This window comes from Microcoleus sp. FACHB-SPT15 (genome assembly GCF_014849525.1).
Lineage (GTDB): Bacteria > Cyanobacteriota > Cyanobacteriia > Cyanobacteriales > Coleofasciculaceae > Symplocastrum > Symplocastrum torsivum.
Window position 1 is genome coordinate 36,626 of sequence record NZ_JACJNU010000012.1, and the last position, 23,710, is coordinate 60,335.

Genomic DNA, 23,710 nt, shown 5'->3' on the forward strand with positions numbered 1-23,710 from the left:
TATATTGTCGCTTTCACCTTCAGTTTCAGGCTTTCTGCTATGAGCTAGATTTTCAAAATGCCTTCTGGATTCACGGAGAAAAGCGATCGCCTTTGCAACCCCTCCCGGTGCGAAATCTCATTCGCTGCCAGTAACCCACTACTAATTGCCCGTTCCATCAAACCACAAGGAAACGGCATCTTCACCCAATCCCCTGCAAATATAAGATTCGGGACACCTGTGTCAGTTTCTGGTCGTTCAGCATAGCTACCAGGTGGATAACCAGAAAAGTTCTTCTGATTTACCAGTTCCCTATGTAGCATCTTCGCCTGTGCAAGAGACGGCACAATCTCATAAAGTTCCTGCTCAAAGGTTGTTAGTAGTGCTTGCTGAGTGGGAAATTCTTTCTCTTTGTAGCAGTAAGCGTGTAACTCCACGACACTACCACCCGTTTTTTGATTCCAATCAATGAATTGATCTTGAATTCGGTGGTAAAGGGTGATGCTGTCAGTCAATTGATAACCAGACAAAGAGGAGAAGTTGCTGTGTTCCCAATCAAAGTCTTGGTCAAACCAGAACCGGGCAACAGCAAAGGGGTCAGCGATGCTCAATTTCTCCACCTGAGTATGTACCTGAGTATTCACCTCACCCTCACACAGCTTAAATAGCTGTTGAACTCCCGGTACATCTGTTGCAAAGACATAATAATCTGCCTTAATCGTGGTTTCAGCCGTCTCTAGAGGGGTAACACTTTGCGCCCCTACCAGTTGTATCTGGTCTTCAGCACGTTGAGCAATTTCAAAGCGGGGTAAATCCCGTTTAGCTGGCCCTGCAATGACTCGCCCTTCAGCATCATAGAGTGCGCCGTGGCAAGGACAGAGAAACTTTCCATCAGCTTGGTGCTGCACGGTACAACCCTGATGAGTGCAAGTAAGAGATACAGCTTTCGTGTCTCCTGGTGCAACGGCAAAAACCGCATCCCCAGCACCGTAGTATTCCAGGCTTGGTGATTGTGCATCGGTAGGGGATTGGGAAGATAAGGAAGCGGTTTGTTCAGGAATTTCCGTAAAGTTGCCCCCTTGTCCCCCTTCTCTAGTTCCCATAATCGTGTTGCGCTTCACCCAAAAGGGAACATTACTCTGGATACTTCCTTGCTGGTAGCTGAGGGAATCAATCTGTTCTTGCTGCCAGTTAAAGCGGCTTACTGTTGCTTCTGTCACAATCTTGCCGCCATTGCGCTGAATCGCCCTGGCAATTGGCTGCACTAAACTTGTCCCCATGTCCTGACGTGTACCATTAAACGCCAGTCCCTCCGGGTTACCAAAAAAGTAGAAATGGAAGAACTGCATTAGTTCTCCCACACTTAGCTCATCTGGCGCGTTCAGGCTAGATTTGGCAAAGGGTAAAAAATACAAGTCATAAAGCCCTTGGGGGAAATCTTGCTCTACCCATTCGGCAACTGACAGCTGATCGAGACGATCGAAACTTCTTGGTATCTGGAATCCACCAATTGCCTGGAAGACTTGCCAGTGTTTCGGTTTTATCAGATTTATCCCCCAGTTGAGACAATTGGGAGATGCGATCGCCAAATCCACAATATTCCAGGGAAATGCTGAGTGGTTGGGTCGAAATACCTCCGGGTTATACTTACCATCTCGGAAAACAACCGAGTAGGACTCCAACGAGAGAAAATTGTCCTTAATTTCTAGTTCTTCAACTAAGCTGTTGAGGTTGTAATACTGCGGGAAAAAGCCGTGGAAGCCGTGTTCCATCATGAAGGTTTCATTACCCACTTGGATCTGCCAACTCGCAACTTTCCCTCCTAGCTGAGGCGATCGCTCTAAAAGTGTTACTTTAAACCCACGTTGGCTGAGTTCATACGCACAGGCTAATCCAGCAAGTCCCGCCCCAACCACAACAACACTTCTGTCTTGATTCAGATACCGTGGTAAATCCAAGCTATCTTGCTGAAAAATCGTTGGTTGAGGCTTTGAGAAGCGGGAGTACCCCAGCATCCCACCAACAGCACCTACACCCAATAGCTTCAGCGCCGTCCGTCGAGAGATTCTAGGGAAGTTCTGTGCGCTTTCATCGTTCTTTTGGATAGGGGTGGAGGCTGGGACTACAGGAGAATTGGAGAATTGATTCTTCATGAAACTAAAGCTAAATCCTCAGACAACGAGCTTGAGCTACCTATTAATTGGTAGGTTAAATTGCGAAAAAAATTATTGGGGCTGCAATCCGTCTAACAGAACTGAAATTACTTCAGATGCAATAACGTCTTTCGGTGAGGTTCCCGGTAACGTACTAGCAAAGTTCATCCCGTCCATCGCCGACAGAAAAAGACCAGCGAGGATAGTAGGCTTCACCTCTCTAATCTGACCTTGTTCTTGTGCGGCGATGAAGGCTAGCCTAAGTGGATCGAAGACAGACTCTTCAGCAATTAACGACAATCGCTGAATGTGTTCCTCGCTCAAAGTTGGTACATCAGTATGCATTAAACTCAGAAAATTGAGAGGTGGTTGCGAGATGAACCAACGGGAAACCGCGTGCAACTGTCCTCTTAGATCTGACCCAGCCTCATGAATTGCCTGCTGTAAACCATTCCGGTGCCGTGCAAAAACTTGTTCGGTCACGGTGATGAACAACTGCTCCTTACTGGGAAAGTGATAGTACAGCGATGCCTGACGAATTCCCACTTCCTCAGCGATATCTCGCATCGTAACGTTGCTGTAACCCCCTTGACGGAAAAGAGTTTCAGCCGCAGCCAAGATACGTTCGCGTGGATCTAATGGAACTTGATCAAGCACTTCAAGTCAGTTGGGAAATTGGCTGCTTACCTAATTAATTGGTAGACTACCTACTAGTCAGTAGTTTTGAAAATTTTCTTAACTTTGTCAAGCGGTTTAGCGAGACTTTAGAAACTTTTGAGCTATCCACTCTTGAGTACTTATACTTACCTCTGTCAAGGTTAAGGCGCGTAGGTGGTAGGTTTTAGGGGAAAATCTAGCTCAAGACTTGGTCATGTTAGAACTTTCGGAAATTCTAACTCCAAGACTCGCCTTTCACCCTACTACCTAAAACCTAAAACCTGTCAAGGTGATAGGGGTAAGTACTTATAGGTTAGTTAGCAATTTCTTACATGAAATATTGGCGCGAAACCTTAGCTGTAGCACAGCGAATTTTGATTGAATTGTGGCGACGACGCCGTAGCCTGGTTTTTTGGAGTATTTTCCCGATTTCTGTCCTCTTACTCAACGGATTTATTTTGGCAGAACGGGCGAAGCTATCAACAGAAGTTGCATTTGAAAGTGCTGCTCCTTCAACTTTAGTAGGTGCCGCCTTGTTTTTTAGTTGCTTAGGCGGTAGTGTCGCAACGGTAGTTGCAGAACGAGAGCAGCAAACTCTCAAGCGCTTATTTATCTCCCCCCTTAGTGGAACCTCCTATTTTCTTGGTATCTTTTTTGCTCATAGCTGCATTGGCATTGGTCAAGCACTTCTGGTTTATACTATCTCAGCGTTTTTTGGAGCTAAGTTTCAGGGTTCTGTGCCACTGGGAGTAGTGATTATCCTACTCAGTATTATTTCTTATGTAGGTGTAGGATTTGTTCTCGGTACACAGTTTGCACGACGCACAGAGGATGTCAATGCTTTAGTCGCTGCTTTCGGTGTACCGCTTTTGATTTTGGGTGGAGCTTTTCTTCCCTCATCCTTGTTTCCGGATAAGTTGCTGAAAATTGCAAAATTTAATCCGATTTATCACATGAATGAAGCACTGCTAGGGGTTTGGGGCGGAGGTAAGGATTTGGCGGAAATTTCAACACATTTCTCGTTTCTATGTGTGTTCGCTGTTTTGATGGTAGCAGCAGGATGGCTCTCTTATCGACGAATGCTAAGTGTTGAAAGAAGGTTGTGACGTTAGAGTATAGTTTTTAAAAGAAGGCAGGAAACTTTAACTTCAAGGTATGCAAAGTTAAGGGTTTTCTTTTGTATCTTTTCACCTTCCTTAACGTTCATCTGCACTGAAAGGAGGTGTAAGGCGTCCGCTAAGTTTGGCAAGCTCGACAACTAACGTTACTGGCTCAATTGGCTTCGGTATCTGTGCATGGAATCCTACTGCCATTGCCCTAGCACGATCGACATCTCTAGCAGACGCTGTCACAGCCACAGCGATAATTTCCCTTTGCCGTGCTGTCTCATAAGCATAAACGAACTCCAAAAGTGAGTAGCCATCTATATCTGGTAAGGCAATATTGCTGACTAGGATATCTGGTTTATAAGTTTCCAGTGTTACCAAAGCTTCACCCGCTGAAGACACATTTACCACCTGTGCTTCAGCTATTTCAAATATGAAATTAAATAACTCTGCTGAATCTGGGTCATCCTCTACAAGGAGTATACTCAAACCCTTAAGTAAACCATCTATATCCATGACAACTGGTTTAGCCCTGCTACTCGGCAGAGATAAACCTAACGAATAGGGGATCAAGGTGATTGTCATAATAGAGCTTTTTACAGTGCAATAAAAAGTGTTGTTTTACAACTATTCATGAGCATCAAGCACTTCAACCTCTTTCTGAAGATAGATGAGTAAAAATGCTTAAGAATGTTTTAAGGTTTGTCAGGTACAAGAGGTACTACTTTAGACGTATCTCTGTTGACAGTTGATATAGCAAAAGGCAGAAGGGAAAAGATTGATGGGTTAAGGTTTCAGTATGAGAGCGAGTGTCAAGAGTCACCAAGGTGACCGCTATATTACTCTGTGTCACATGAACCAGCAGATAAGCTGACTTTCGCGTCGATTTAGCCCATTGACTGTAGAGCCTGTATTCACTTGTTTTGAAGGCTGATAATTCTTTGGTACGCCTGAATCATTGCCAGAGCGATCGCATCCCAACTATAGTTTTTCAAAGCGTACTCCTGAGCATTTTCCCCCCGCCGCTTCTGCTCACCAACATCCTGAAGCGCCTCTCGTAAAACCTCAGTCAAAGCATCCACCTCACAAGGGCAAACCCACCCCGCTTCAGCACCCTTGACTTCCTCCCAAATATGTACTTGGTCAGAAATTACCACAGGTGTTCCGGCAACCATCGCTTCCGCCACTGCAATGCCGAAGTTTTCGTAGTAAGACGGCAGGACAAACAAATCAGCATCGTATAACAATGCTGCCTTCAATTCACCCGTAACAAAACCTGTAATTGTAGTGCATGACGAGAGGGGTGAAGCCTTTATCTGTTCCCGAATCTGGTTTTCATAATCCGGGTCTTGAGGATTTGTCCCTGCCAGAACAAAGTGAAAATTTGGTAAGGACGTACAGCCGTGCGCCCTCACTAACAATCTTTCCAACGCTGGGATAAGCAGATTCAAGCCTTTCTTTGGGTCAATGCGAGACATAAACAGCACCAAAGGCGGGTCGTCTGGAATATTTAACTCAGTCCGCGCTTGACCTTTGGGTTGCTCCACTAACGGCTTCACACCCAACGGAATTACTAAATCTGGTGTGTGTGTCCCAAAGCGTTCTGAAATCTTTGCCTCTTGAGGGCTAGTGAAGTGAATCCCAGCAGCACCCGCTAAATTAGGTCGCTCTAGCAATGCTGCATAAACTTGCTTCAAACGCCGCTTTTTTTGTAAATCAGCCGGGTCAAGTGTACCCAAAGGGCGTAGGATATACGGCAGCTTCTTGCGTCGGGCAACCATTGCCGCTGCTGTACTCACTGGTGAAAACAGCGCATGGATATGGGCAAGGTCAAATTGTGTAGCGTGCTGCGATAACCAGCGCAATAGGTCGAGAGAGAACTTGTAGCGGCGGAAGGGAGAGCAACGGAAGTATCGCACCTGATAACCATCCTGCTCAACTGGTTTATCCAGAGGAACATCCAGTCGTGACTGACCTGTATCTCCATTCGAGTCAGTTGTCAGCACCGTAACCTCTACCCCTTGAATGGCAAGCGCAGAGGATAGCCCCATCACCATCTGGCTGGGACCACCATAAATCAGAGATATTGAAGGGACAATTTGCAGGATTCTTAGAGGTTTGCTCACAAATTCGTAACTAGTCCAGCAACATAGCAGACAGCCATTAGCTATCAGCTATTAGCTTTTTTGTTTTCCTTGCTCTGTCACTTGTTTCACACACCTCCCGCTTTACCTCATCTCTCCAGGAAACCGCTATAAAGTTACCGCAAACGGTTATGGAAGCCTCAATAGCCCCACCTCTATTCATCTATCTTTATCTGCGGTTCAACTGATCTCGTTTTCAGCAGGAGAATCTTGCGATCGCATCGCCTCCCTAAGGAGACAGAGTTGCCCCTTCTGTCTCATCAGGTTGCGGCTGAAGAAAGGGGTCTAAAGGCGCGGATTCGCTCTCGTACCAACTGGTAGACGATTCTGGTTCAGACGTTTTCTCTTCTTTGAGTTTTGGGGCAATTTCTGGCAAAGCAGCGAGAGTCTGTTGTCCAACAATTCCATCGACCTTGAGTCCTTTCTCTCGCTGGAATTTCTGAACCGCTTCTAGAGTTACCTCATCAAATGTGCCAATCTCTCCTACAGGGTGCCCTGCAACTTCCAGCCGTCTTTGGATATCGCTGACTTTTTCACCGCGATCGCCAACTTTCAATAGACCATCAGAAGCATTACTCACCACTTCTTGATCTAATGCCGCTTGCGTGTTTGCACCAACAACGCCATCTGCTGCCAGTCCTTCTGCTTCCTGGAATTCGATCACTGCCCTTTTGGTCAGGGAACCAAAATAGCCAGTTGCATTAGCTTTCAAGTATCCTAGCTTCTGTAAACGTTCTTGGAGGGTAGTCACCTCTGGATTGTAGTCACCTTGCCGCAGCGCTGCCGAGGCATGACTTGCCATCCCCACAACACCCAAGACAACACTGAAGGCAATAAACTTCGCCAATAGTTTTGGGGATTTCCAGAGCGTTGCGATCGCTAGTTCATTAGTGCCTAGTGGAGCTTCGTCAGCTAAAGCAAGATGTAAATAAGCAAGAGTTTCCATAGTTTCAGATTAAAATAACTCAGTCAAGCACTAGTTTAGCTTGAAGATTCCGCTACGCTTAATAAGCTTTCTCCAAGGAATTATTTAAATACTATTGATGGCAAGAATGTCAAGCAAGCAATTGCTTATAAAACCCCAACATTTGCCTTGCTAGTGCCTGATTTGTATAGTGACTCATCACCCGTTCATAACCCAGCCGAACTAACTTTTGGGTTAACTCAGGCTGCTCCATTAAGGACAGTATGCACTTTTGTAAAGCTGCCACATCTCTCTCCGGAAATATTAATCCTGCCTCTGCAATCACATAAGGAATTTCTCCAGAATCAGAACCAATCACTGGTACCTTAGATGCCATTGCTTCAATCAACACATGACCGAACTGTTCCTTCCAGCCAGCAGCAGTTAGGGTTTTAAATTGAGTATTTGTTTCTGAAGGCAGTACTAAAGTACTCATCAAATTGATGTAACGGGGTACCTCATCATGGGCAACACTCTCAACCCAAATCAGCCGATCTTGAATACCCCACTCAACGGCTTTTTCCATTAATACTTTCTCTAGCTGCCCCCGTCCTAGCAGTAGCCACTTCCAGGGACGCTCTCTCAATCCAGCAAGCGCTAATCCCAGAGTTAACAACCCTTTTTCTTCAACAAACCGCCCAACAAATCCCACCACAAAGTCATCGGGTTGAATTCCTAACTGGCTTTTCAGTTCTGGCTGTGGTTGAGGGCAAAACCGATTTTCATCCACACCCAACTGAGGCATAACTTTAATAGCTCCCTGATAGCCATGCTGCCGCAACACCTCTGCCCCATCCTGATTACCAGCAATAACCCCGTCAGTGTTGCGTAGGTTATAAGCTTCTAGGACAGATACCGGAAATTTCAAGTCGTAGGGTAAGTTCCACCAGGTAAAAAACAGATTTTTTGCCTTCAGCCGCATCAGCTTGTTCAGCGTAATTAGCTGCGCGTAGCCTAATGCCTTAGCACCTTGTTCCACTTGAATAATCTGTGGTCGAAACTGACGCAAGAGGGAAATGATGTCAGCCCCAAAGGTTAGCAATCCTTGGTTATTTTCACTAAAGTTGGAAACTGGCACTATCCGAAACGAGCCTTCCTGACGCGGCTGGGTTTCGATTATCTTGTTCTGAACACCACCGGGGCGCCAACGGCGGGGTACGACTACAGTTACTTCTATTTCAGGTTCCAATCGAGCCAATGCTCGTAGTTTCTCGCAGTTGAGGTCAACAATATAGGAGTGGCTAGCGACTAGAATTCTCATCATCTTTGTCATTCGTCGAATAACTAGGCGCTGAAATCCTACAATACTGATACTTCGCCTGAGAAAGTTGGTAACAAAAGAGGAGAGGTTGACCTGTGCAAAGTCTGATTGTAACCTAGCGATCAGAGACTTCAAGAGAATTGGCGATCGCTAACACTTACATTCTTAATCCAACTGGTTTGAGTTTTCGTCCAGCCAAGTTACTAAGTCTGCTTCATTTGAGAAATCCAACAGCGCCTCAGCCAAATTCTCTAACTGAGCAACAGATAACAGATTAACCTGCTCCTGCAACTCAGGATTCACTGTTAGTCTAAGCCGTGATGAGCCTGATGAAGTAACAGCAGGTGTGCGACCATTGAATGATCTTCGTGGTAACAGCAATTTAATATAAGTTAATATAATGTTATACTCTCGGACTGCTAACTATGGCTAATTCAGAAGAACGCAAAAAACAGATACTCGATCACGTTAACAGAACGGTAAAACTCCCTCAGCAATTGTCTTCTACAAATTCAGAGTCTAGAAAGCAGCAAATAATGGATCACATCAAGAGAACTCGAAATTAAGAGTTGTTGCCTCAAGCCTACCAATGGATTTGGGTAGGCTTGGATTTTATAGCAGAGAAAATGGGCGTAGGATATCGATAGATTTCTCAGCGTATAGCTTGACAAAAACGACAGGTTCTGGATTATTGCTTCAAGAGAAACGCCAACAAGCTTCAAGTGCGTAAGTCCTAAGATTGCTCATCAATCCGGTGTCGCTAACAACGAAACATGAGCGCTAACGATGCGCCACCCTTCCTCTGTTCGCATCCAGGTTTGGCTTTGTCGTCCTGTACGATTTGAGCTTTGACGCTGAAACTCTGTATTGGCTGTGGCGAACTCTCGTCCGTAAGTCGTTATTACTGTGTTCATTAGCGATCGCTCTAAATTTGCAGGTGAGCGATTTTTGCGAAAATTGGCGATCGCATCGTACCCATACAGATTTTCTGTTACGCCATAGCGCAACGTATGCGGAGTATTCCAAAACAATTCATTGAGTACCGCAACATCATTACTAACCAAAGCTTTTTCGTAACGTTCAAAGGCGACTGTCACCTCAGCCACCACTTCGGGGATATTAATCTCCATCTCAAACTCCCTCTCTTATAGGGCAAACATCTTGTCTGCCACCAGACTACAAAACGGGCTGAAAAGCCCGTTTCACAGGAACTGTGCAGTTACGAGTAACTTTTACTCAATTGCTCTGGCAACCCCATCACACCTCGATAATGAGCTTCAATTTGACTAACAGTAGCCGACTGGCGATTGGTACTCCACTCAGAACGCTCAAACAAGTTTTTCCTTAACGCATCGACATCAATGGTTGTCACCTTGCCATCCGCTACCACTCGCTTACCATTGACCCAAACACTATCAACCGCTTGGGTAGGACGTCCTAAAATGAGTAAGCCAATCGGGTCAGTGCGGGGCAAGAGTGAGAGACTAGTAAGGTCATACAGTACCAAATCCGCTTTTTTGCCCTCAGTCAGTGAACCGAGTTCATCAGCAACATTCAATCCCTTCGCACCACCTAATGAGGCAATTTCCACTGATTCGCGTGGGGTAATCCAGTGGTGATAGTCCATATCGGTAATGTTGTGCAGAATCGAACCGATTTTGATGGCTTCGAGTAAGTCTTGGGAGTCATTACTGGCAGCACCGTCACAACCAAATGAAACGTTCACACCTGCTTGACGATATTTCAAAATTGGAGCAATACCACTACCCAAACGTAGATTACTGAGGGGGTTGTGGACTACGGTTGAGTGTGTTTCTGCCAAGATCGCAATGTCGTTGTCACTTAACCAAACACAATGCGCGAGAGAGGTGCGATCGCTTAAATAACCAAGCTGCTTTAAATGTTCTACTGCACTACAACCGTATTTTTCTTGAGCAAGTTTTTCTTGTGCCTTGGTTTCCAATAAGTGGGCATGGCGACAGAGATTGTAGCGATCGCTTAATTCCCGACATCCTTCAAACAACGCATCAGAACATAACTGAATCCCGGTTGGGGCAACGAGAATATTCACACCTTCAGAAGGGTTGTGAAACTTGTCCACTGCCTCCTGCATGAGTGCCAACGTAGCCTCGGTTGAGCGAACATAGGTTTTATGTTCCCGTTGGGCACCACCATCAGGAATGCCTGCGGTGAGGGATTCATCCTGAATTAAAGGACCAATAAACGCCCGGATGCCAATTTCTTGGTAAGCACGAACAGCAGATGCGATCGTTTCAATTTCCTTGCCTGGAATCAAAACCAAGTGGTCAACAACACTTGTACCACCTGATAGCAATGTCTCTACTGCTGTTCCCAAGGCACTGAGGTAAACAAGATCAGGTTCCAGGGGAGCAAAATCGTAGAGTTCTGCAATCCATAATTCCAGGGGAACCGGAGGAATTATACCCCGTTGCCACATCTCCGGCGAGTGGGTGTGGGCATTGATAAAACCAGGGAGGAGGAGTTTATTTTGTCCATCCACTACTGTCCCGACAACATCTAGATTAGGGGCAATAGCCTGGATGTAATTGTCTACGATTTGCACATCAACAGTGGCATAGCCTTTATCCACCGCAACCAATACATTCTGAATTGTAAAGCTCACAGACTAACCCTTTCTTCTTCCTAATGCCGTTATTAATATATCTCTTCAACATTTACTAATGAAATGTTGTGAGCAAGTTTTACTAAGTTTTTTGTTAATTTAAATAAATTTATAGGTTTTATGCTCTGAGCCAATAACCAATGAGTATATTTTTTGTATTTTCTTATACAAAACAAAAATTAAAACTTCTTGTTATAAAGTAGATACAAAATCGTTTTAAGATTTTTAAAGATATTTTGATCTGGGAAAGTATGCCCTAGACATTCATTAGCTTGCGGAGTGGGGTTAGTATTGCGCTAGTGATTGTCACTAAGATGTTTGTTGGGACAGAACAGGGCTTAGGTAAGCGCATGATTGATGTTCAACAAGTCCTGATTATCAAGGATAGATATGCTTTTATTTTGATTATGGGAATTCTTGGGTACATCCTGAATGTTGTATTTCTTTTGATAGAGAGGCGCTTCATCCATTGGAGTGGTAAATAGGTTAAGTAATTTCTAATACTTAAATAACATTTAAGTTTAGGCTATAAGATGGCTGTGGCACCAGAATTGGTGTGGAATTGGAAGAGATTTCTTTGTTAAAACAATGACGCGATCGCTTCGTACCTTAGGTGTCCCGCCGAATGCTTGGACAGTTGATGCAGAAATTGCTGATCTCACTCGCCCAGCCCTTGCCGCTCAAATCATCACCCTGCTAACAGAAACGAAAAAGCTGCATCTAGATTTGGCAAAAGCCGCAATTCTAGTCATTGATATGCAGAATGACTTCTGTCACCCTGAAGGATGGCTTGCCCATATTGGCGTTGATGTCACACCTGCCAGAACTCCAATTGAACCCCTGCAAGCCTTTCTACCAGAACTGCGGCGTGTAAACGTTCCTGTAATCTGGTTGAATTGGGGGAACCGTTCCGACTTACTCAATATCAGTCCTGCGGCATTACACGTTTACAACCCAACAGGTGAGGGTGTGGGTTTAGGTGCTCCCTTGCCAGGTAGAGGTGCGCGAGTACTGACAGCAGGAAGTTGGGCAGCCGCAGTAGTGGATGAACTAGAACAGAAACCAGAAGATATCCGTATTGATAAATACCGTATGAGTGGGTTCTGGGATACTCCTTTGGATAGTATTTTGCGAAACTTGGGTAAAACAACTCTATTCTTTGGCGGAGTCAATGCCGATCAATGTGTCATGTCTACTCTACAAGATGCAAATTTCTTGGGTTATGATTGCATTCTTGTGAAAGATTGTACAGCGACAACATCCCCAGACTATTGCTGGCAAGCCACCCTTTATAACGTCAAACAATGTTTTGGATTTGTGACAGATTCGCAAGCTGTACTAGCAGCAATAAAGGCTTAAAGAGAATAGTAGGAGTAAAACTTAGCCTGAAAATTAGAGTGTTAACTTGAATAATGCTTCCTTAGGTAGTGCCCTAATTAAGGCAATTATTGAATCCTATAAGTACAAAGGAATAGACACAAGAAGCTTAAGGCTAAGTTGAAAATCAAGAAGGATGATTCAGCCCTAGAACCTCTGTAGTTCAACAGCAAAAATCAAAAATTTATAAAGGAGGAACCGCCAGATGAATATGACTCATTGCATGATTCCTGTCATTCAGTCTCCGAAAGACTACCAGGCTTATCGTATCAGTCCTCAGGATACAAATCGCTTAGCCATTGTGTTTGAACCAGCAACAGCTCATGCTTCTTTAACGTTTTGTGTAGAGATTTTTGATGAGGGGGGTAAGACTCCACCGAATCGCCATCAATTTGCGATCGAAATGTTTTTTGTCCTCAAGGGAGAAGGGCTAGCTACCTGTGACGGAAAAACCGTTCCAATCCGTCCTGGAGATAGTTTATTAGTTCCACCAACAGGAATTCATGAAATCAGAAATACAGGTTCTGGTCGCTTATATGCCTTATGCATTATGGTACCTAATGAAGATTTTGCTGAACTAATCCGCAGTGGGATACCTGTTGAATTGGATGAAGAGGATTTGAGAGTTCTAGGGCGTTCAGATGCTCTTGTTCCCTGCTAAATGGACTACTCAATTCGCCCACTAAGGCAAGATGATGAGCCGTTTCTCTGGGAAATGCTACATGAAGCGGCTCATCTAGGAGAAGAGGGTTCAACTGTGCAAGAGGTTAAGAATCATCCTGAACTTGCCAAATATGTTGAGGGCTGGGGACGTGCAGGAGATATGGGCTGCGTCGCAACCCTTATAAATAGTAATCAGCCGATAGGTGCTGCCTGGGTGCGTTTGCTCACTGGCGGCAATAAGGGCTATGGTTATGTGAATGATGCGACACCGGAATTAGCGATCGCTGTTCTTCCCGAACATCGAGGTAAAGGAGTGGGAACACAGCTACTTGAAAATTTGCTAGCCGCCGCAAAAGATTCCTATTTGTCTATATCCTTGAGTACAAGAGTCACAAATCCTGCCTTGCATTTGTACGAGAGAATGGGCTTCAAAATCATTGACGGGAGCGACTTCATAAACCGCACGGGTAGTACATCTCTCACGATGAAAGTAGACTTTCTTTAACTGTCATTTTGTTACCTACTCATACCAAAGGATTTAGAGTAATCATAACCCGTTACCCAATCGTTGCTTGAGGTTACGAATTGCAGCACTAGTGTTACGTTCATAAGCAATCTGAAGACATTGAGCAATCACCTCTTTTAACTCAATTTCAGGAAAATAGAGGCTTTTTTCCTGAAGACTATATTCCGCCCCTTGCAACTGGTAAATCAATAGTTGCTTTTTGCGAAATAGCCAAACTTCAGGAACTCGATAAGGCAAATAATCATTGATATTGGAATAACTTGTAACGTCGATTTCTAGAACTAAATCTGGTGGGGGTTCGCTGCTCCAATCAATTCGCTCTTTGCCTGAAACCGCTTCCCAATTGTCGATGTAGAAACAATAGTCTGGCTCAATGCCACTTTCCTCTGACAGTTCCATCGTTACGGGAGTAAAAGAGTCATATTCCCGTCCGGTGTAATCTAGAAGAACTTTGATAATGTCAGCAATCAGACTAGCATCTCGTCCATGTTTGGGCAAAGGAGACATCAGTAAAACCTCTCCATCTCGATACTTCATCCGGGGAATGGAGCCATCGCCCCGTTGCTGACACAACACTTGGTAATCTTGCCACGTTGCAGGCAAATGCACAATCGCTCCTGGTGGAAGTTGGATTCTTTCGGGTGAGACGAGGGCAAACATGGCTAAATCGCTCCCTTGCATAACCGCTTAGTGCCATAATATCGAGATTTATGTAGGCGTTTGAAATCCCGCTACTTGCTCATTGTTGATCTAGGCACCATCATGCTCAAGGTTCGACCGAAAGAAACTGCTTCAATGCTTACCCGTGATAGCGTGCGGCTAGATGCAGATATATACCGTCCCGATGTTGAGGGAGAGTTCCCAGTGCTGCTGATGCGGCAACCGTATGGAAGAGCGATCGCATCTACTGTCGTGTATGCTCATCCGACGTGGTACGCTGCCCAAGGTTATATTGTCGTTATTCAAGATGTGCGAGGACGTGGTACCTCCCAAGGAGAATTTCAGCTTTTTGTCAACGAGACAGAAGATGGTGAGGACACAGTAAACTGGGCAGCAGCGCTTCCAGGTAGCACGGGACAGGTGGGAATGTATGGCTTTTCCTACCAGGCAATGACTCAGCTTTATGCCGCTATTACTAAACCTCCTGCCCTCAAAACCATCTGCCCTGCAATGATGGGCTACGACTTATACACCGACTGGGTTTATGAAGGGGGAGCCTTTTGTTTAGAGAGTAATCTAGGTTGGGCAATTCAACTTGCCGCAGAATCAGCACGACTCAAGGGAGATGCGGCTGCCCATTACACCCTCTATGCAGCTTCCCACAATTTTCCACAGTACGACCCGATTCCCAGCCTCACAGAATGCTTGAAAAAGTTCGCACCAAACGCTTTCTATCACGAGTGGTTAGAGCATTCAAAACCCGATGACTACTGGAGGCAAATTTCCCCGAAGCACTACATGCAAGACGTTGACTTGCCGATGTTCCACATTGGGGGATGGTTCGATACATTCCTGCGCGGCAATATCCATTTGTACAAAGACATTACCGTCCGTAGTGCCTATCGCCAACAACTATTAATTGGTCCTTGGACACACCTGCCTTGGTGTCGCAAGGTTGGTGCAGTTGACTTTGGTTTAGAGGCAACTAATCCGGTTGATTGGTTGCAAGTGCGGTGGTTCGATCACTTTCTCAAAGGTATAGATACTGGACTATTGGAGGAACCGCCCGTTCGCCTCTTTGAGATGGGCAGTAACCGTTGGCGCAACTTTGATAACTGGCCTGATGTAACTCAGAAATCTTATTTTTTGTCAACTACTGGGCTTGCCTGTATCCGGGAGAACGAAGGCAGCCTTACGACTACTCACCCAGATAATTGTCCTAGTGATGTCTTGGTTCACGACCCTTGGCGACCTGTTCCAGCACTGGGGGGTCATGCTTCGATACCTTCTGGTTCATTTGAGCGATCGCATTTAGATTGTCGTTCCGATGTCTTGACCTATACTACTGAACCCTTAACCGCAGACTTGCATTTCGCCGGAGAGGTTGCCGTTGAAGTTTGGTGTAGCGCCGACCAACCGAGCCATGACCTATGCGCCATACTCTCAGAAGTGCGATCGAATGGCAATGTTTACAATCTGACGCAGGGTTATCTTCATGTGGAGTCGAGTCAGAATACACCGTTACGAGTATCACTCCAAGCAACTTGTGCTTGCATTGCAAAGGGGAATTCCTTGCGTCTTAGTTTGAGTGCAGCTTGTTTTCCTGCCTATCCTTTGAATCCAGGTACAGGTTCACCACTCGGAAGCGATCGCTTAATGGATGCTCAGATTGTGACTTTAACCGTAAGCTGTGGAGGCGATCGACCATCCCAGGTTTTGTTACCTGTGGTTTCTGCTTGTCCTTCTTAGCACCCTAATCATTAACGTCTCTTAACATTTAACCATCCAAACAAATCAGCCGCCGATAGTTGCCAATCAGCTAAGACATCTAAAATAGGTAAACTATCTGAGTCTTGCTTCACCTCTGGTTGCTGCTGGGGTTTAAAGATATATATTTCGCTCATCTATCTAAAGTGCTAATGCTGTCGTAAGTCCTATCACAACGTGACTACCTGCCTAAAGACTTGTTACCGTAAACATAGCAATTATTAAGTTTTTATACATATCTCTCATAAATCTTTGTCAAGGCTTTATGGTATAAATACCTACTTTACTAAACCTTTATAAAACAAAAGTGTCAAACTCCTCCTTGAAGACGCTATCTCAGATTCGCCTTATCCCTGGCGCGATGTCTGATTTATTCGCTCAAGTTAGTAGCTCTGGTCGAATCACACTAGCCGACCAATATGGGTTAATGGCAGCCTTGTTAGAGGAAGAACTCGCCGAACAGGAGAGAGCCTCAATTGATAGGTTGCTGTATGCCTTGAAACGGGGACGGCTAAAAGTAGTACGTGAAATTTCAGCCAAATAATGTGAGTGAGGTAGAGCTGACTCGCCCAATGCATTGTCAAGTCCTAATTACTCAAGCACGTTGTTCAGAGGTAGATGCACCCTGATGATTGCCTTCACCTCAAGCGTGAATGGGACGGGTATGTTTGCCTGGAGCTGGGCGACTTAGCCTGAAAAAAAAGATCCAGAACTCAGATTTCTCATAATTGAGGCTGTGTTGGCTCCCTTAATTTCTGACATTGGAAACTCAGACACAAGTCTTTCCTACCGGCACGAAATGGTGGAGTTATTTTTGGACACCCCCTTAAGGCTATTTAATTGTTGATCAGCCATTACTTTTGTTTACTTAGAGCTTGCACCCCACCCAAACACAAAGCCCCTGGTGTCGTTGTCCAGGGGCTTGTTTTTACCTTTCTTTGTAAGCTTGCAAAAGTGCTGCTGCTGCCTCATTCCTGGTATGGTGAAGCCCTTCACTCTTGCCTTGCGATTTCCATCTCCAAGGAGTTTCGGCAGGACCGTCCTTGACAACTATGCCTTTAGTTTTACCGTCAAGACAGACTTCCCAACCATCAGGTGTGCGTTTGTAGATCCAGATTCTCTCAGTCTTTTTCTTTTTGACCATCTGCCGTTCTCTTGCTAAACATAAGCCTACGAGTAATTCAGCTAACTAATAGAGAAATTTAGGCAACTTAATGATAAAGCTTGTTCCTTTGCCCTATGCACTTTCAACTTCAATCCAACTCCAAAAGCAGGGTGCGTTGTTTAACGTACCCTACCCCACATAGCGTTTGATAGAGAATTTGGCATAAGTCCTGAGAAACTCAAATTGTGAGGTTGACCGTAAGTTGTGGAGGCACGCGACCTTCACAAGTGTTACTGTCTGCTCTGAATCACTAATTGTAACTATGGACTGTCCAGTGTTTTGAGTGATTCATGTCTGAATCATCACTGATATCCACTCCTTTGTCACTTCCCGAACTCGCTTCCTGATTTTTTAGTTTTTTTTCTAAAAGCGTTAGATAAGAGATAGGAACCACAAGCGGCCAGGCAAGCGTCGCTATAAACAAAACTACCCAAGACAAACGCCTTTCCTCAAGCGTCATCTCGGTATCTCTCTCAAAAAACCTTAGCCAGATCTTGAAAAAGTACTGAGCGAGCAGCAGGTAAACAGAAACTAAAACGACTACAAGTAATGTCATGGTGATTAAGCCTTGTAATTGAGTATTAGCTTACCTGCTGTGAACATCATTAGATCATTGCAAAATACTACAATCACCCTCCCTGCGCTAGAACGGCAGGGTTTCTCGGAGGATTCCAGATTTTTGGAGATTTAGTACAGTCGCCACGTTTCGTCGAGACTGTTGCTGACAAGTTGCTTAGTTTGCATGAGTTCGGTGCTAAAGGAACGCTCGTCCGATTGTCGCAGGCACAGTAATGGCATTACTTATATCTTCTAGAAAATGTCTAAGTCCTCCTAAGCCGTCTTCCCTCTCGCCAAAGCATCTATCTTAAGGCGGATTCTCCTCAGGGAGTAACTTAGCTTGAATGGAGAAGACCGTGTATGCATACGGATGACTATTCATGAAGCGCGACGCCACAGGCAAGTTTGTTAGCAATTGGCACTCAGAGACGAAACAACGAGTTAGCGTATCTCTGACCAATACAGCATGGCGATCGCTCGATAAAGAGGCTCAGAGGCGAGGAAATTCTCGCTCTGAAGTCATTGAACGCTTTGCCCGCACTCTTGAAGGCGAACAGCATCTTGATTCTGAGAAGAATGGGGCGGATGCTCAAATTAATTCGCTACAGGAGCAGATTCTTGAACAGCAGCAAGCGATCGCAATCTTGCAGCGTCAGAAACAGGAGTTAGAAGCCTTATTAGAGAATGCTCCAGATGCGATCGCTGCCCAAGAAACTGAGCGCAAGGTGGCAATGATTCTTGAAAGCATTACAGATGCTTTTGTCGCCTTTGATCGCAACTGGCACTACACCTACGTGAATCGGGCAGCGGCTAAAATCCTGCACAAAACACCAGAAGAGCTACTGGGCAAGCACGTATGGAACGAGGTTTTTCCTGAGTTAGTCGGTGGAATTGCCTATCGAGAACTCCATCGGGCAGTGATGGAACATGTTCCTGTTTCCTGGGAAGAATTTGGGGAACCTGTCGAGTGTTGGTTAGAGGTGAATGCTTATCCCTCTACAGCAGGGGTAGCCGTTTATTTTCGGGATGTGAGCGATCACAAGCAAGCGGAGGCAGAACGAGAACGGTTGTTGCACGAGCTTGAAATTGAACGCGCCCGATTTGAAGCCGTTTTGCGACAGATGCCTGCTGGAGTCATGATTGCCGATGCGGCATCCGGTAAATTAGTTCTGGCGAACGAACAAACCAAGCAAATTGTTGGGTATGGCTACGAACAGTTGCTTGAGCTTGAGGAATATACACCCATTATTCCATGTGAAATCTTTCGCTTAGATGGTCAACTCTATTCGCCTCATGAGTATCCATTGGTGCGATCGCTAAAAACAGGTGAAGTCGTTACCAACGAAGAGATAGAAATTCATCGAGATGATGGTAACTGCATTTTCGTTAACGTCAACTCAGCACCAATTTTAGATAACCAGGGGCAGATTGTTGCAGCTGTTGCTATCTTCCAAGATGTGAGCGAACAGCAAGCTGCGCTACACGAACGCCAACGTGTAGAGCAAGCCTTACGCGAGAGCGAATCGCGGCTACGAGGATTATTGGAGGCGAATCTCATTGGCATTATTGTTGGCGATTTTCAAGGCAATATTCTGGAAGTCAACGACGCTTGGCTAGCAACTTTAGGCTACACGCGAGAAGAAGTTTTATCGGGAGAAGTAAACTTCCTGGAGATTACTCCACCCGAGTTTCGGCATTTAGACGAGCAAGCAATGGCACAGATGAAACAAGTTGGTCGCCATGCGCCGTTTGAGAAAGAATACATTCGTAAAGACGGTACTCGCGTTCCCGTTTTAATTGGGACTGCCTATTTAGGAGAACCTAACGATTTAGGTGTCGGTTTCTTGATCGACTTAACGGAGCGCAAACGCTTGGAACGCCAACTGCGGCAGCGAGAGCAACAGTTCAAGATGGTGGCTGAAAATGCCCCGGATATTATTAGCCGAATTGATGCAGAGTTTCGCCATCTTTATGTCAGTCCTTCTGTAGAACAGGCGACGGGCATTCCATCAGAGCAATTTATTGGCAAGACTAATGCTGATCTAGGAATGCCAGAAGACATGTATCGCGTTTGGCATGACAGTTTGCGGCAAGTCTTTGAAACGGGGCAGGAACAGACGATTGAATTTAAGTTTCCGACTCTCAAGGGTAGTCGATGGTATCAGTCGCGTATCGTACCTGAATTTGCCAGCGATGGCTCCGTGGAAACGGTACTGAGTATTGCTCGTGATGTGACGGATTACAAACAGGTTGAACAGGCATTACGAGAGAGCGAAGAACGCCTGCGGTTAGCACTTGCAGCAGCGCGGATGTTTGTCTGGGATATGGATTTGCAGAGCAATCGAGTGGTGTGTTCTGCTAATGCTCTAGACGTTTGGGGTCTTCATGAAGGGACGGGAGAAGAGTTTGTTGCGCTCATTCATCCAGACGATCGACAACAGGTGCTCCAAGCGACGGTAGGGGCAATGGCTGGAGAACAGCCCTACGCACCGGAGTATCGGGTAATTTGTCCAGACGGCGTTGTGCGCTGGCTCAACAGTCAGGGGCAAGTCTATTGGGATGAGACGGGGCAAGGAGTTCGCATGATTGGCGTTTCGGTTGATATTACAGAACGCAAACAGATCGAAGCAGAGCGCGATCGCCTTTTAAAACGAGAACAATCTGCCCGACTCGAAGCAGAAAGCGAACGCAAGCGGTTGCATGACATCCTGATGCAATTGCCTGCCATGATTGCCATTGTTAAAGGTGCCGATCTTGTGTATGAATTTGCCAATCCCGCCTACCTGCAAGGGACTGGGCGCACTCCAGACCTTATAGGGAAATCAATACGGGATGTTTTCCCGGAGATAGAGGGGCAAATTTACTTTGAAGCGTTTGAACAGGTTTACCGGACGGGAGAAACATTTATTCGGGAGGAGTTACCTAGTTACTGGGATCGGAACAGCGATGGGGTGTTGGAAGAAGCATTTTTCCACTGCATCTTTGCAGCTTGGCGGGATGCTGAGGGAACCATTCAGGGTGTGTTGATTTATAACATTGAAGTGACAGCCCAGGTGCGGGCAAGGCAAAAGATTGAGGAATTACTCGCAGAACTTCAGCACAAGGAGAGACAGCAGCAATTTCTGATCGAATTGAATGATGCGATTCGTGCCATTCAAGACCCCAAGGAAATTATGTGGAAAGTGGTTTGTTCCACAGGGCAACACTTCCAAGTTACTCGCTGTACCTACGCTGAAATTGATTCTACTCAGGAATATGTCATCGTCGATCACGACTATTGCAATGGTGTAATCAGCATCGTCGGTAGCCATCACATGGATTCCTTTGGCCCTGAACTCATTGCTGAACTAAAGGAGGGCAAAACTATTGTCGTAGATGATGTCGATCGCGATCCTCGGACTGCCGGATCGGGGACTGCTAGCTTTGACGCCATTCAAACCAAATCTCTCCTGTGTGTTCCATTGGTGAAAGAAGGGCGATTTGTTGCATTGTTGGTGTTGCACCAGGCCTCTGTTCGCCACTGGACGGAGGAAGATGTGGTGCTGATGGAGCGAATTGCTCAAAAAACCTGGCTAGCCGTGGAGCGATCGCGCTCAGAAGAGGAATTGCGCGAAAGTGAAGCTCACCTGCAACTCGCGCTGAAGGTCGGACGCATGGGAACGTGGGACTGGGATATGCAGACCGATGCCTTGCTTTGGTCAGAAGGTCACTTCACGATACTAGGGCTAAAACCGAATGAGTGCGAACCGGGCTATAAGGTTTGGGCAAGTCGGGTTCATCCTGATGACCTAGCAGAAGCTGAGGCAAAACTTCAGCAAGCCATAGCTGACAAGAAGGAGTATCACCATGAATATCGCCTGCGTTGGTCAGATGGCTCCATTCACTGGGTCGAAGCGAGAGGTCAGCTTACTTATGATAGTCAGAGAAATCCCAAGCATTCGATCGGAGCCGTCATTGATATCACAGAACGCAAGCAAGCGGAACAGGAACGAGAACAACTACTAGAGCGCGAACGCATTGCCCGTTCAGAGGCAGAAGCGGCACAGCACCAATTGGCAACTATTTTTAATACATCCCCGATTGGACTTGCCCTGTTAGATGCCCAGCAGCGATTTATTGCCATCAACGAAGCCTTAGCAGAAATTAATGGATTAACCCGCAAACAACACTTAGGACAATCCATTGCAGAACTTTTTGGTCAGTCCGATCCCAAATTAGTTGAAGTCTTTCATCAGATCTACACCACAGGCAATCCCTTCATTTCACCGAACTTCGCGGTGAATGTTCCCGGACGTAGTGATCGCCGTCCCGGTTACTACAACGTTTACTATCTTCCGACTGTTAACTCAAATGGTCAGGTAGAAGGGGTTCTAGTCTATGTAGTCGATGTGACTGAGCGCGTCAGATTAGAGCTTGCCCAACACTTTCTGTCTGAGGCAAGTGCCGTGCTTGCCTCCTCCCTTGATTATCAAACGACTCTAGAGCGAGTCGCGCAGCTTACGGTGCCGGAATTAGCGGACTGGTGTACGGTTCACATGATAGAAGAGGATGGTGCGATCGAGCAGATTGCGGTGGCTCACATCGACCCTGCCAAACTGGAATGGGCATATCAAATTAGAGACAAGTATCCACTAAACCCCGATGACCCTCGTGGTGCTGCATATACATTGCGAACTGGGCAACCTGATTTTGTGCCGGAGATTCCCGATGAACTTTTGGTACTCTCAGCGCGTGACTCAGAGCATTTAGAGATTCTGCGGCAGGTTGGATTCAGATCTGTAATGACGGTACCACTACGAACTCAGGCACGAATTTTAGGAGTCATTTCCTTTATCTCAGCCGAATCTGAACGACAGTACACCTCGGCAGATTTGCAACTAGCAGAGGAATTGGCTCGTCGTGCTTCCTTGGCGATCGACAATGCTCAGTTGTACCGGGTGGCTCAACGCGATCGCACCAAAGCAGAAGCCGCTAATCGGATTAAAGATGAATTTTTAGCCGTATTGTCCCACGAGTTGCGATCGCCCCTCAACCCGATTCTGGGCTGGACAAAATTGCTACGAACTGGGCGACTCGATGGCACAAAAACGCAGCAAGCCCTGGAAACGATCGAACGCAACGCCAAGCTGCAAGCGCAATTAATTGAGGACTTGTTGGATGTCTCGCGCATTCTGCAAGGAAAAATGACGTTAAACGTCGCTCCTGTGAATCTAGCAGCAATGATAGAAGCCGCCCTGGAAACGGTACGACTGGCAGCCGAAGCCAAACACATTCAAATCCAGACTACATTCAATCCTGTTTCAGGAACGGTTTCAGGTGATACAAATCGCCTCCAACAGGTAGTCTGGAACCTCCTCTCCAATGCCGTGAAGTTCACCCCAAGCGGAGGGCGAGTCGAGGTGCAACTAGAGCAAGTTGGTACGTATGCTCAGATTCAAGTCAAAGATACTGGAAAAGGCATCAGTCCAGACTTCTTACCCTATGTGTTTGACTACTTCCGTCAAGAAGATGGCACAACAACCCGAACATTTGGCGGATTAGGATTGGGACTGGCGATCGTCCGCCATTTTACCGAATTGCATGGAGGAACTGTTCAAGCAGACAGCTTAGGACAGAACTTAGGGGCTACATTTACCATCCGGCTACCGTTAAACATCGTAGAGCCGGAACCCTCTTCTGAGGACAGACACCCAGAAAGTGCGACAGACTTAGCAGGTATTCAGGTCTTGGTTGTGGACGACGATGCAGATATGCGGGAGTTGGCAGCATTCACCTTAATGCAATCTGGTGCACAAGTTACAACAGCCGCTTCGGCTGCACAGGCGTTGACTCTCCTGAATCAATCTGTCCCCGATCTGCTGTTATGTGACATTGGGATGCCAGAGATGGATGGTTATTCGCTGATTCGGCAAATTAGAAAGTGGTCACCTGAACAAGGAGGTATGATTCCTGCGATCGCACTTACTGCCTATGCCGGAGAAATCAATCAGCAGCAAGCCTTAGCTGCCGGATTTCAGATGCATATCTCAAAGCCTGTCGAACCTGAGGAATTGGTGAAAGCGATCGCCCGTTTGCTGAGATATTGA

Annotated in this window: 21 protein-coding genes; 8 read left to right on the plus strand and 13 right to left on the minus strand. The window is 46.0% G+C overall.

Annotated features, from left to right (window positions below; all coding sequences use genetic code 11):
• Positions 1-44 precede the first annotated feature (44 nt).
• Positions 45-1,994 (minus strand): FAD-dependent oxidoreductase, encoded by a 1,950-nt coding sequence (locus H6F98_RS04780; protein ID WP_396810628.1) that lies wholly within the window; start codon positions 1,992-1,994, stop codon positions 45-47.
• Between the two features lie 210 nt (positions 1,995-2,204).
• Positions 2,205-2,789: a TetR/AcrR family transcriptional regulator gene (locus H6F98_RS04785; RefSeq protein ID WP_192217530.1), complete on the minus strand. Its 585-nt coding sequence runs from the start codon at positions 2,787-2,789 to the stop codon at positions 2,205-2,207.
• 332 nt (positions 2,790-3,121) lie between these two features.
• Between H6F98_RS04785 and H6F98_RS04790 the strand changes: the two genes are divergently transcribed.
• On the plus strand, positions 3,122-3,895 hold the full coding sequence (locus H6F98_RS04790; RefSeq protein ID WP_192217531.1) for an ABC transporter permease: 774 nt from the start codon (positions 3,122-3,124) through the stop codon (positions 3,893-3,895).
• Between the two features lie 90 nt (positions 3,896-3,985).
• Here the strand turns inward: H6F98_RS04790 and H6F98_RS04795 are convergent, their stop codons facing one another.
• From H6F98_RS04795 to H6F98_RS04825, 7 genes are all read right to left on the minus strand, one after another.
• On the minus strand, positions 3,986-4,480 hold the full coding sequence (locus tag H6F98_RS04795) for a response regulator (RefSeq protein ID WP_192217532.1): 495 nt from the start codon (positions 4,478-4,480) through the stop codon (positions 3,986-3,988).
• A 329-nt stretch (positions 4,481-4,809) separates the two neighbouring features.
• The gene (gene hpsP / locus H6F98_RS04800) at positions 4,810-6,021 is read right to left on the minus strand and encodes a hormogonium polysaccharide biosynthesis glycosyltransferase HpsP (protein WP_192217533.1); all 1,212 of its coding nucleotides are present in this window, start codon (positions 6,019-6,021) and stop codon (positions 4,810-4,812) included.
• A gap of 247 nt (positions 6,022-6,268) precedes the next feature.
• A complete protein-coding gene (locus tag H6F98_RS04805; RefSeq protein WP_192217534.1) occupies positions 6,269-6,985 on the minus strand; it encodes a peptidoglycan-binding protein in 717 nt (238 codons plus the stop codon).
• Between the two features lie 109 nt (positions 6,986-7,094).
• Entirely contained in the window at positions 7,095-8,264 is a 1,170-nt protein-coding gene (hpsO, locus tag H6F98_RS04810) for a hormogonium polysaccharide biosynthesis glycosyltransferase HpsO (RefSeq protein ID WP_192217583.1), read from the minus strand.
• A 165-nt stretch (positions 8,265-8,429) separates the two neighbouring features.
• Positions 8,430-8,645, minus strand: coding sequence for a DUF4351 domain-containing protein (locus H6F98_RS04815; protein ID WP_199348294.1), 216 nt, complete (start codon positions 8,643-8,645; stop codon positions 8,430-8,432).
• A gap of 365 nt (positions 8,646-9,010) precedes the next feature.
• Positions 9,011-9,394, minus strand: a complete 384-nt coding sequence (gene hpxZ, locus H6F98_RS04820; RefSeq protein ID WP_192217535.1) for an oxalurate catabolism protein HpxZ — start codon at positions 9,392-9,394, stop codon at positions 9,011-9,013.
• Between the two features lie 89 nt (positions 9,395-9,483).
• Complete coding sequence (locus H6F98_RS04825) at positions 9,484-10,908, minus strand: amidohydrolase (protein WP_192217536.1); 1,425 nt, start codon at positions 10,906-10,908, stop codon at positions 9,484-9,486.
• 299 nt (positions 10,909-11,207) lie between these two features.
• Between H6F98_RS04825 and H6F98_RS04830 the strand changes: the two genes are divergently transcribed.
• From H6F98_RS04830 to H6F98_RS04845, 4 genes are all read left to right on the plus strand, one after another.
• On the plus strand, positions 11,208-11,393 hold the full coding sequence (locus tag H6F98_RS04830; protein ID WP_192217537.1) for a hypothetical protein: 186 nt from the start codon (positions 11,208-11,210) through the stop codon (positions 11,391-11,393).
• A gap of 103 nt (positions 11,394-11,496) precedes the next feature.
• Positions 11,497-12,267 (plus strand): cysteine hydrolase family protein, encoded by a 771-nt coding sequence (locus H6F98_RS04835; RefSeq protein WP_192217538.1) that lies wholly within the window; start codon positions 11,497-11,499, stop codon positions 12,265-12,267.
• 241 nt (positions 12,268-12,508) lie between these two features.
• A complete protein-coding gene (locus tag H6F98_RS04840) occupies positions 12,509-12,946 on the plus strand; it encodes a cupin domain-containing protein (RefSeq protein WP_199348301.1) in 438 nt (145 codons plus the stop codon).
• The gene (locus H6F98_RS04845; RefSeq protein WP_192217540.1) at positions 12,947-13,453 is read left to right on the plus strand and encodes a GNAT family N-acetyltransferase; all 507 of its coding nucleotides are present in this window, start codon (positions 12,947-12,949) and stop codon (positions 13,451-13,453) included. It abuts the gene before it with no gap.
• Between the two features lie 42 nt (positions 13,454-13,495).
• Here the strand turns inward: H6F98_RS04845 and H6F98_RS04850 are convergent, their stop codons facing one another.
• Positions 13,496-14,134 carry a Uma2 family endonuclease gene (locus tag H6F98_RS04850; protein WP_192217541.1) on the minus strand — a complete coding sequence of 213 codons (639 nt, stop codon included), beginning with the start codon at positions 14,132-14,134 and terminating at the stop codon, positions 13,496-13,498.
• A gap of 102 nt (positions 14,135-14,236) precedes the next feature.
• On the opposite strand from H6F98_RS04850, the gene H6F98_RS04855 reads away from it, so the two are divergent.
• The gene (locus H6F98_RS04855; protein ID WP_192217542.1) at positions 14,237-15,883 is read left to right on the plus strand and encodes a CocE/NonD family hydrolase; all 1,647 of its coding nucleotides are present in this window, start codon (positions 14,237-14,239) and stop codon (positions 15,881-15,883) included.
• 11 nt (positions 15,884-15,894) lie between these two features.
• Here the strand turns inward: H6F98_RS04855 and H6F98_RS04860 are convergent, their stop codons facing one another.
• Positions 15,895-16,038, minus strand: a complete 144-nt coding sequence (locus H6F98_RS04860) for a hypothetical protein (protein ID WP_192217543.1) — start codon at positions 16,036-16,038, stop codon at positions 15,895-15,897.
• Positions 16,039-16,208: 170 nt separating this feature from the next.
• On the opposite strand from H6F98_RS04860, the gene H6F98_RS04865 reads away from it, so the two are divergent.
• A complete protein-coding gene (locus H6F98_RS04865) occupies positions 16,209-16,445 on the plus strand; it encodes a hypothetical protein (protein ID WP_396810598.1) in 237 nt (78 codons plus the stop codon).
• Between the two features lie 384 nt (positions 16,446-16,829).
• On the opposite strand, the gene H6F98_RS04870 is transcribed toward H6F98_RS04865, so the two are convergent.
• Both H6F98_RS04870 and H6F98_RS04875 read right to left on the minus strand, forming a co-directional pair.
• Complete coding sequence (locus H6F98_RS04870; protein ID WP_192217544.1) at positions 16,830-17,045, minus strand: hypothetical protein; 216 nt, start codon at positions 17,043-17,045, stop codon at positions 16,830-16,832.
• Between the two features lie 271 nt (positions 17,046-17,316).
• Positions 17,317-17,622, minus strand: a complete 306-nt coding sequence (locus H6F98_RS04875; protein ID WP_192217545.1) for a hypothetical protein — start codon at positions 17,620-17,622, stop codon at positions 17,317-17,319.
• 382 nt (positions 17,623-18,004) lie between these two features.
• Between H6F98_RS04875 and H6F98_RS04880 the strand changes: the two genes are divergently transcribed.
• Complete coding sequence (locus H6F98_RS04880) at positions 18,005-23,710, plus strand: PAS domain S-box protein (RefSeq protein ID WP_192217546.1); 5,706 nt, start codon at positions 18,005-18,007, stop codon at positions 23,708-23,710.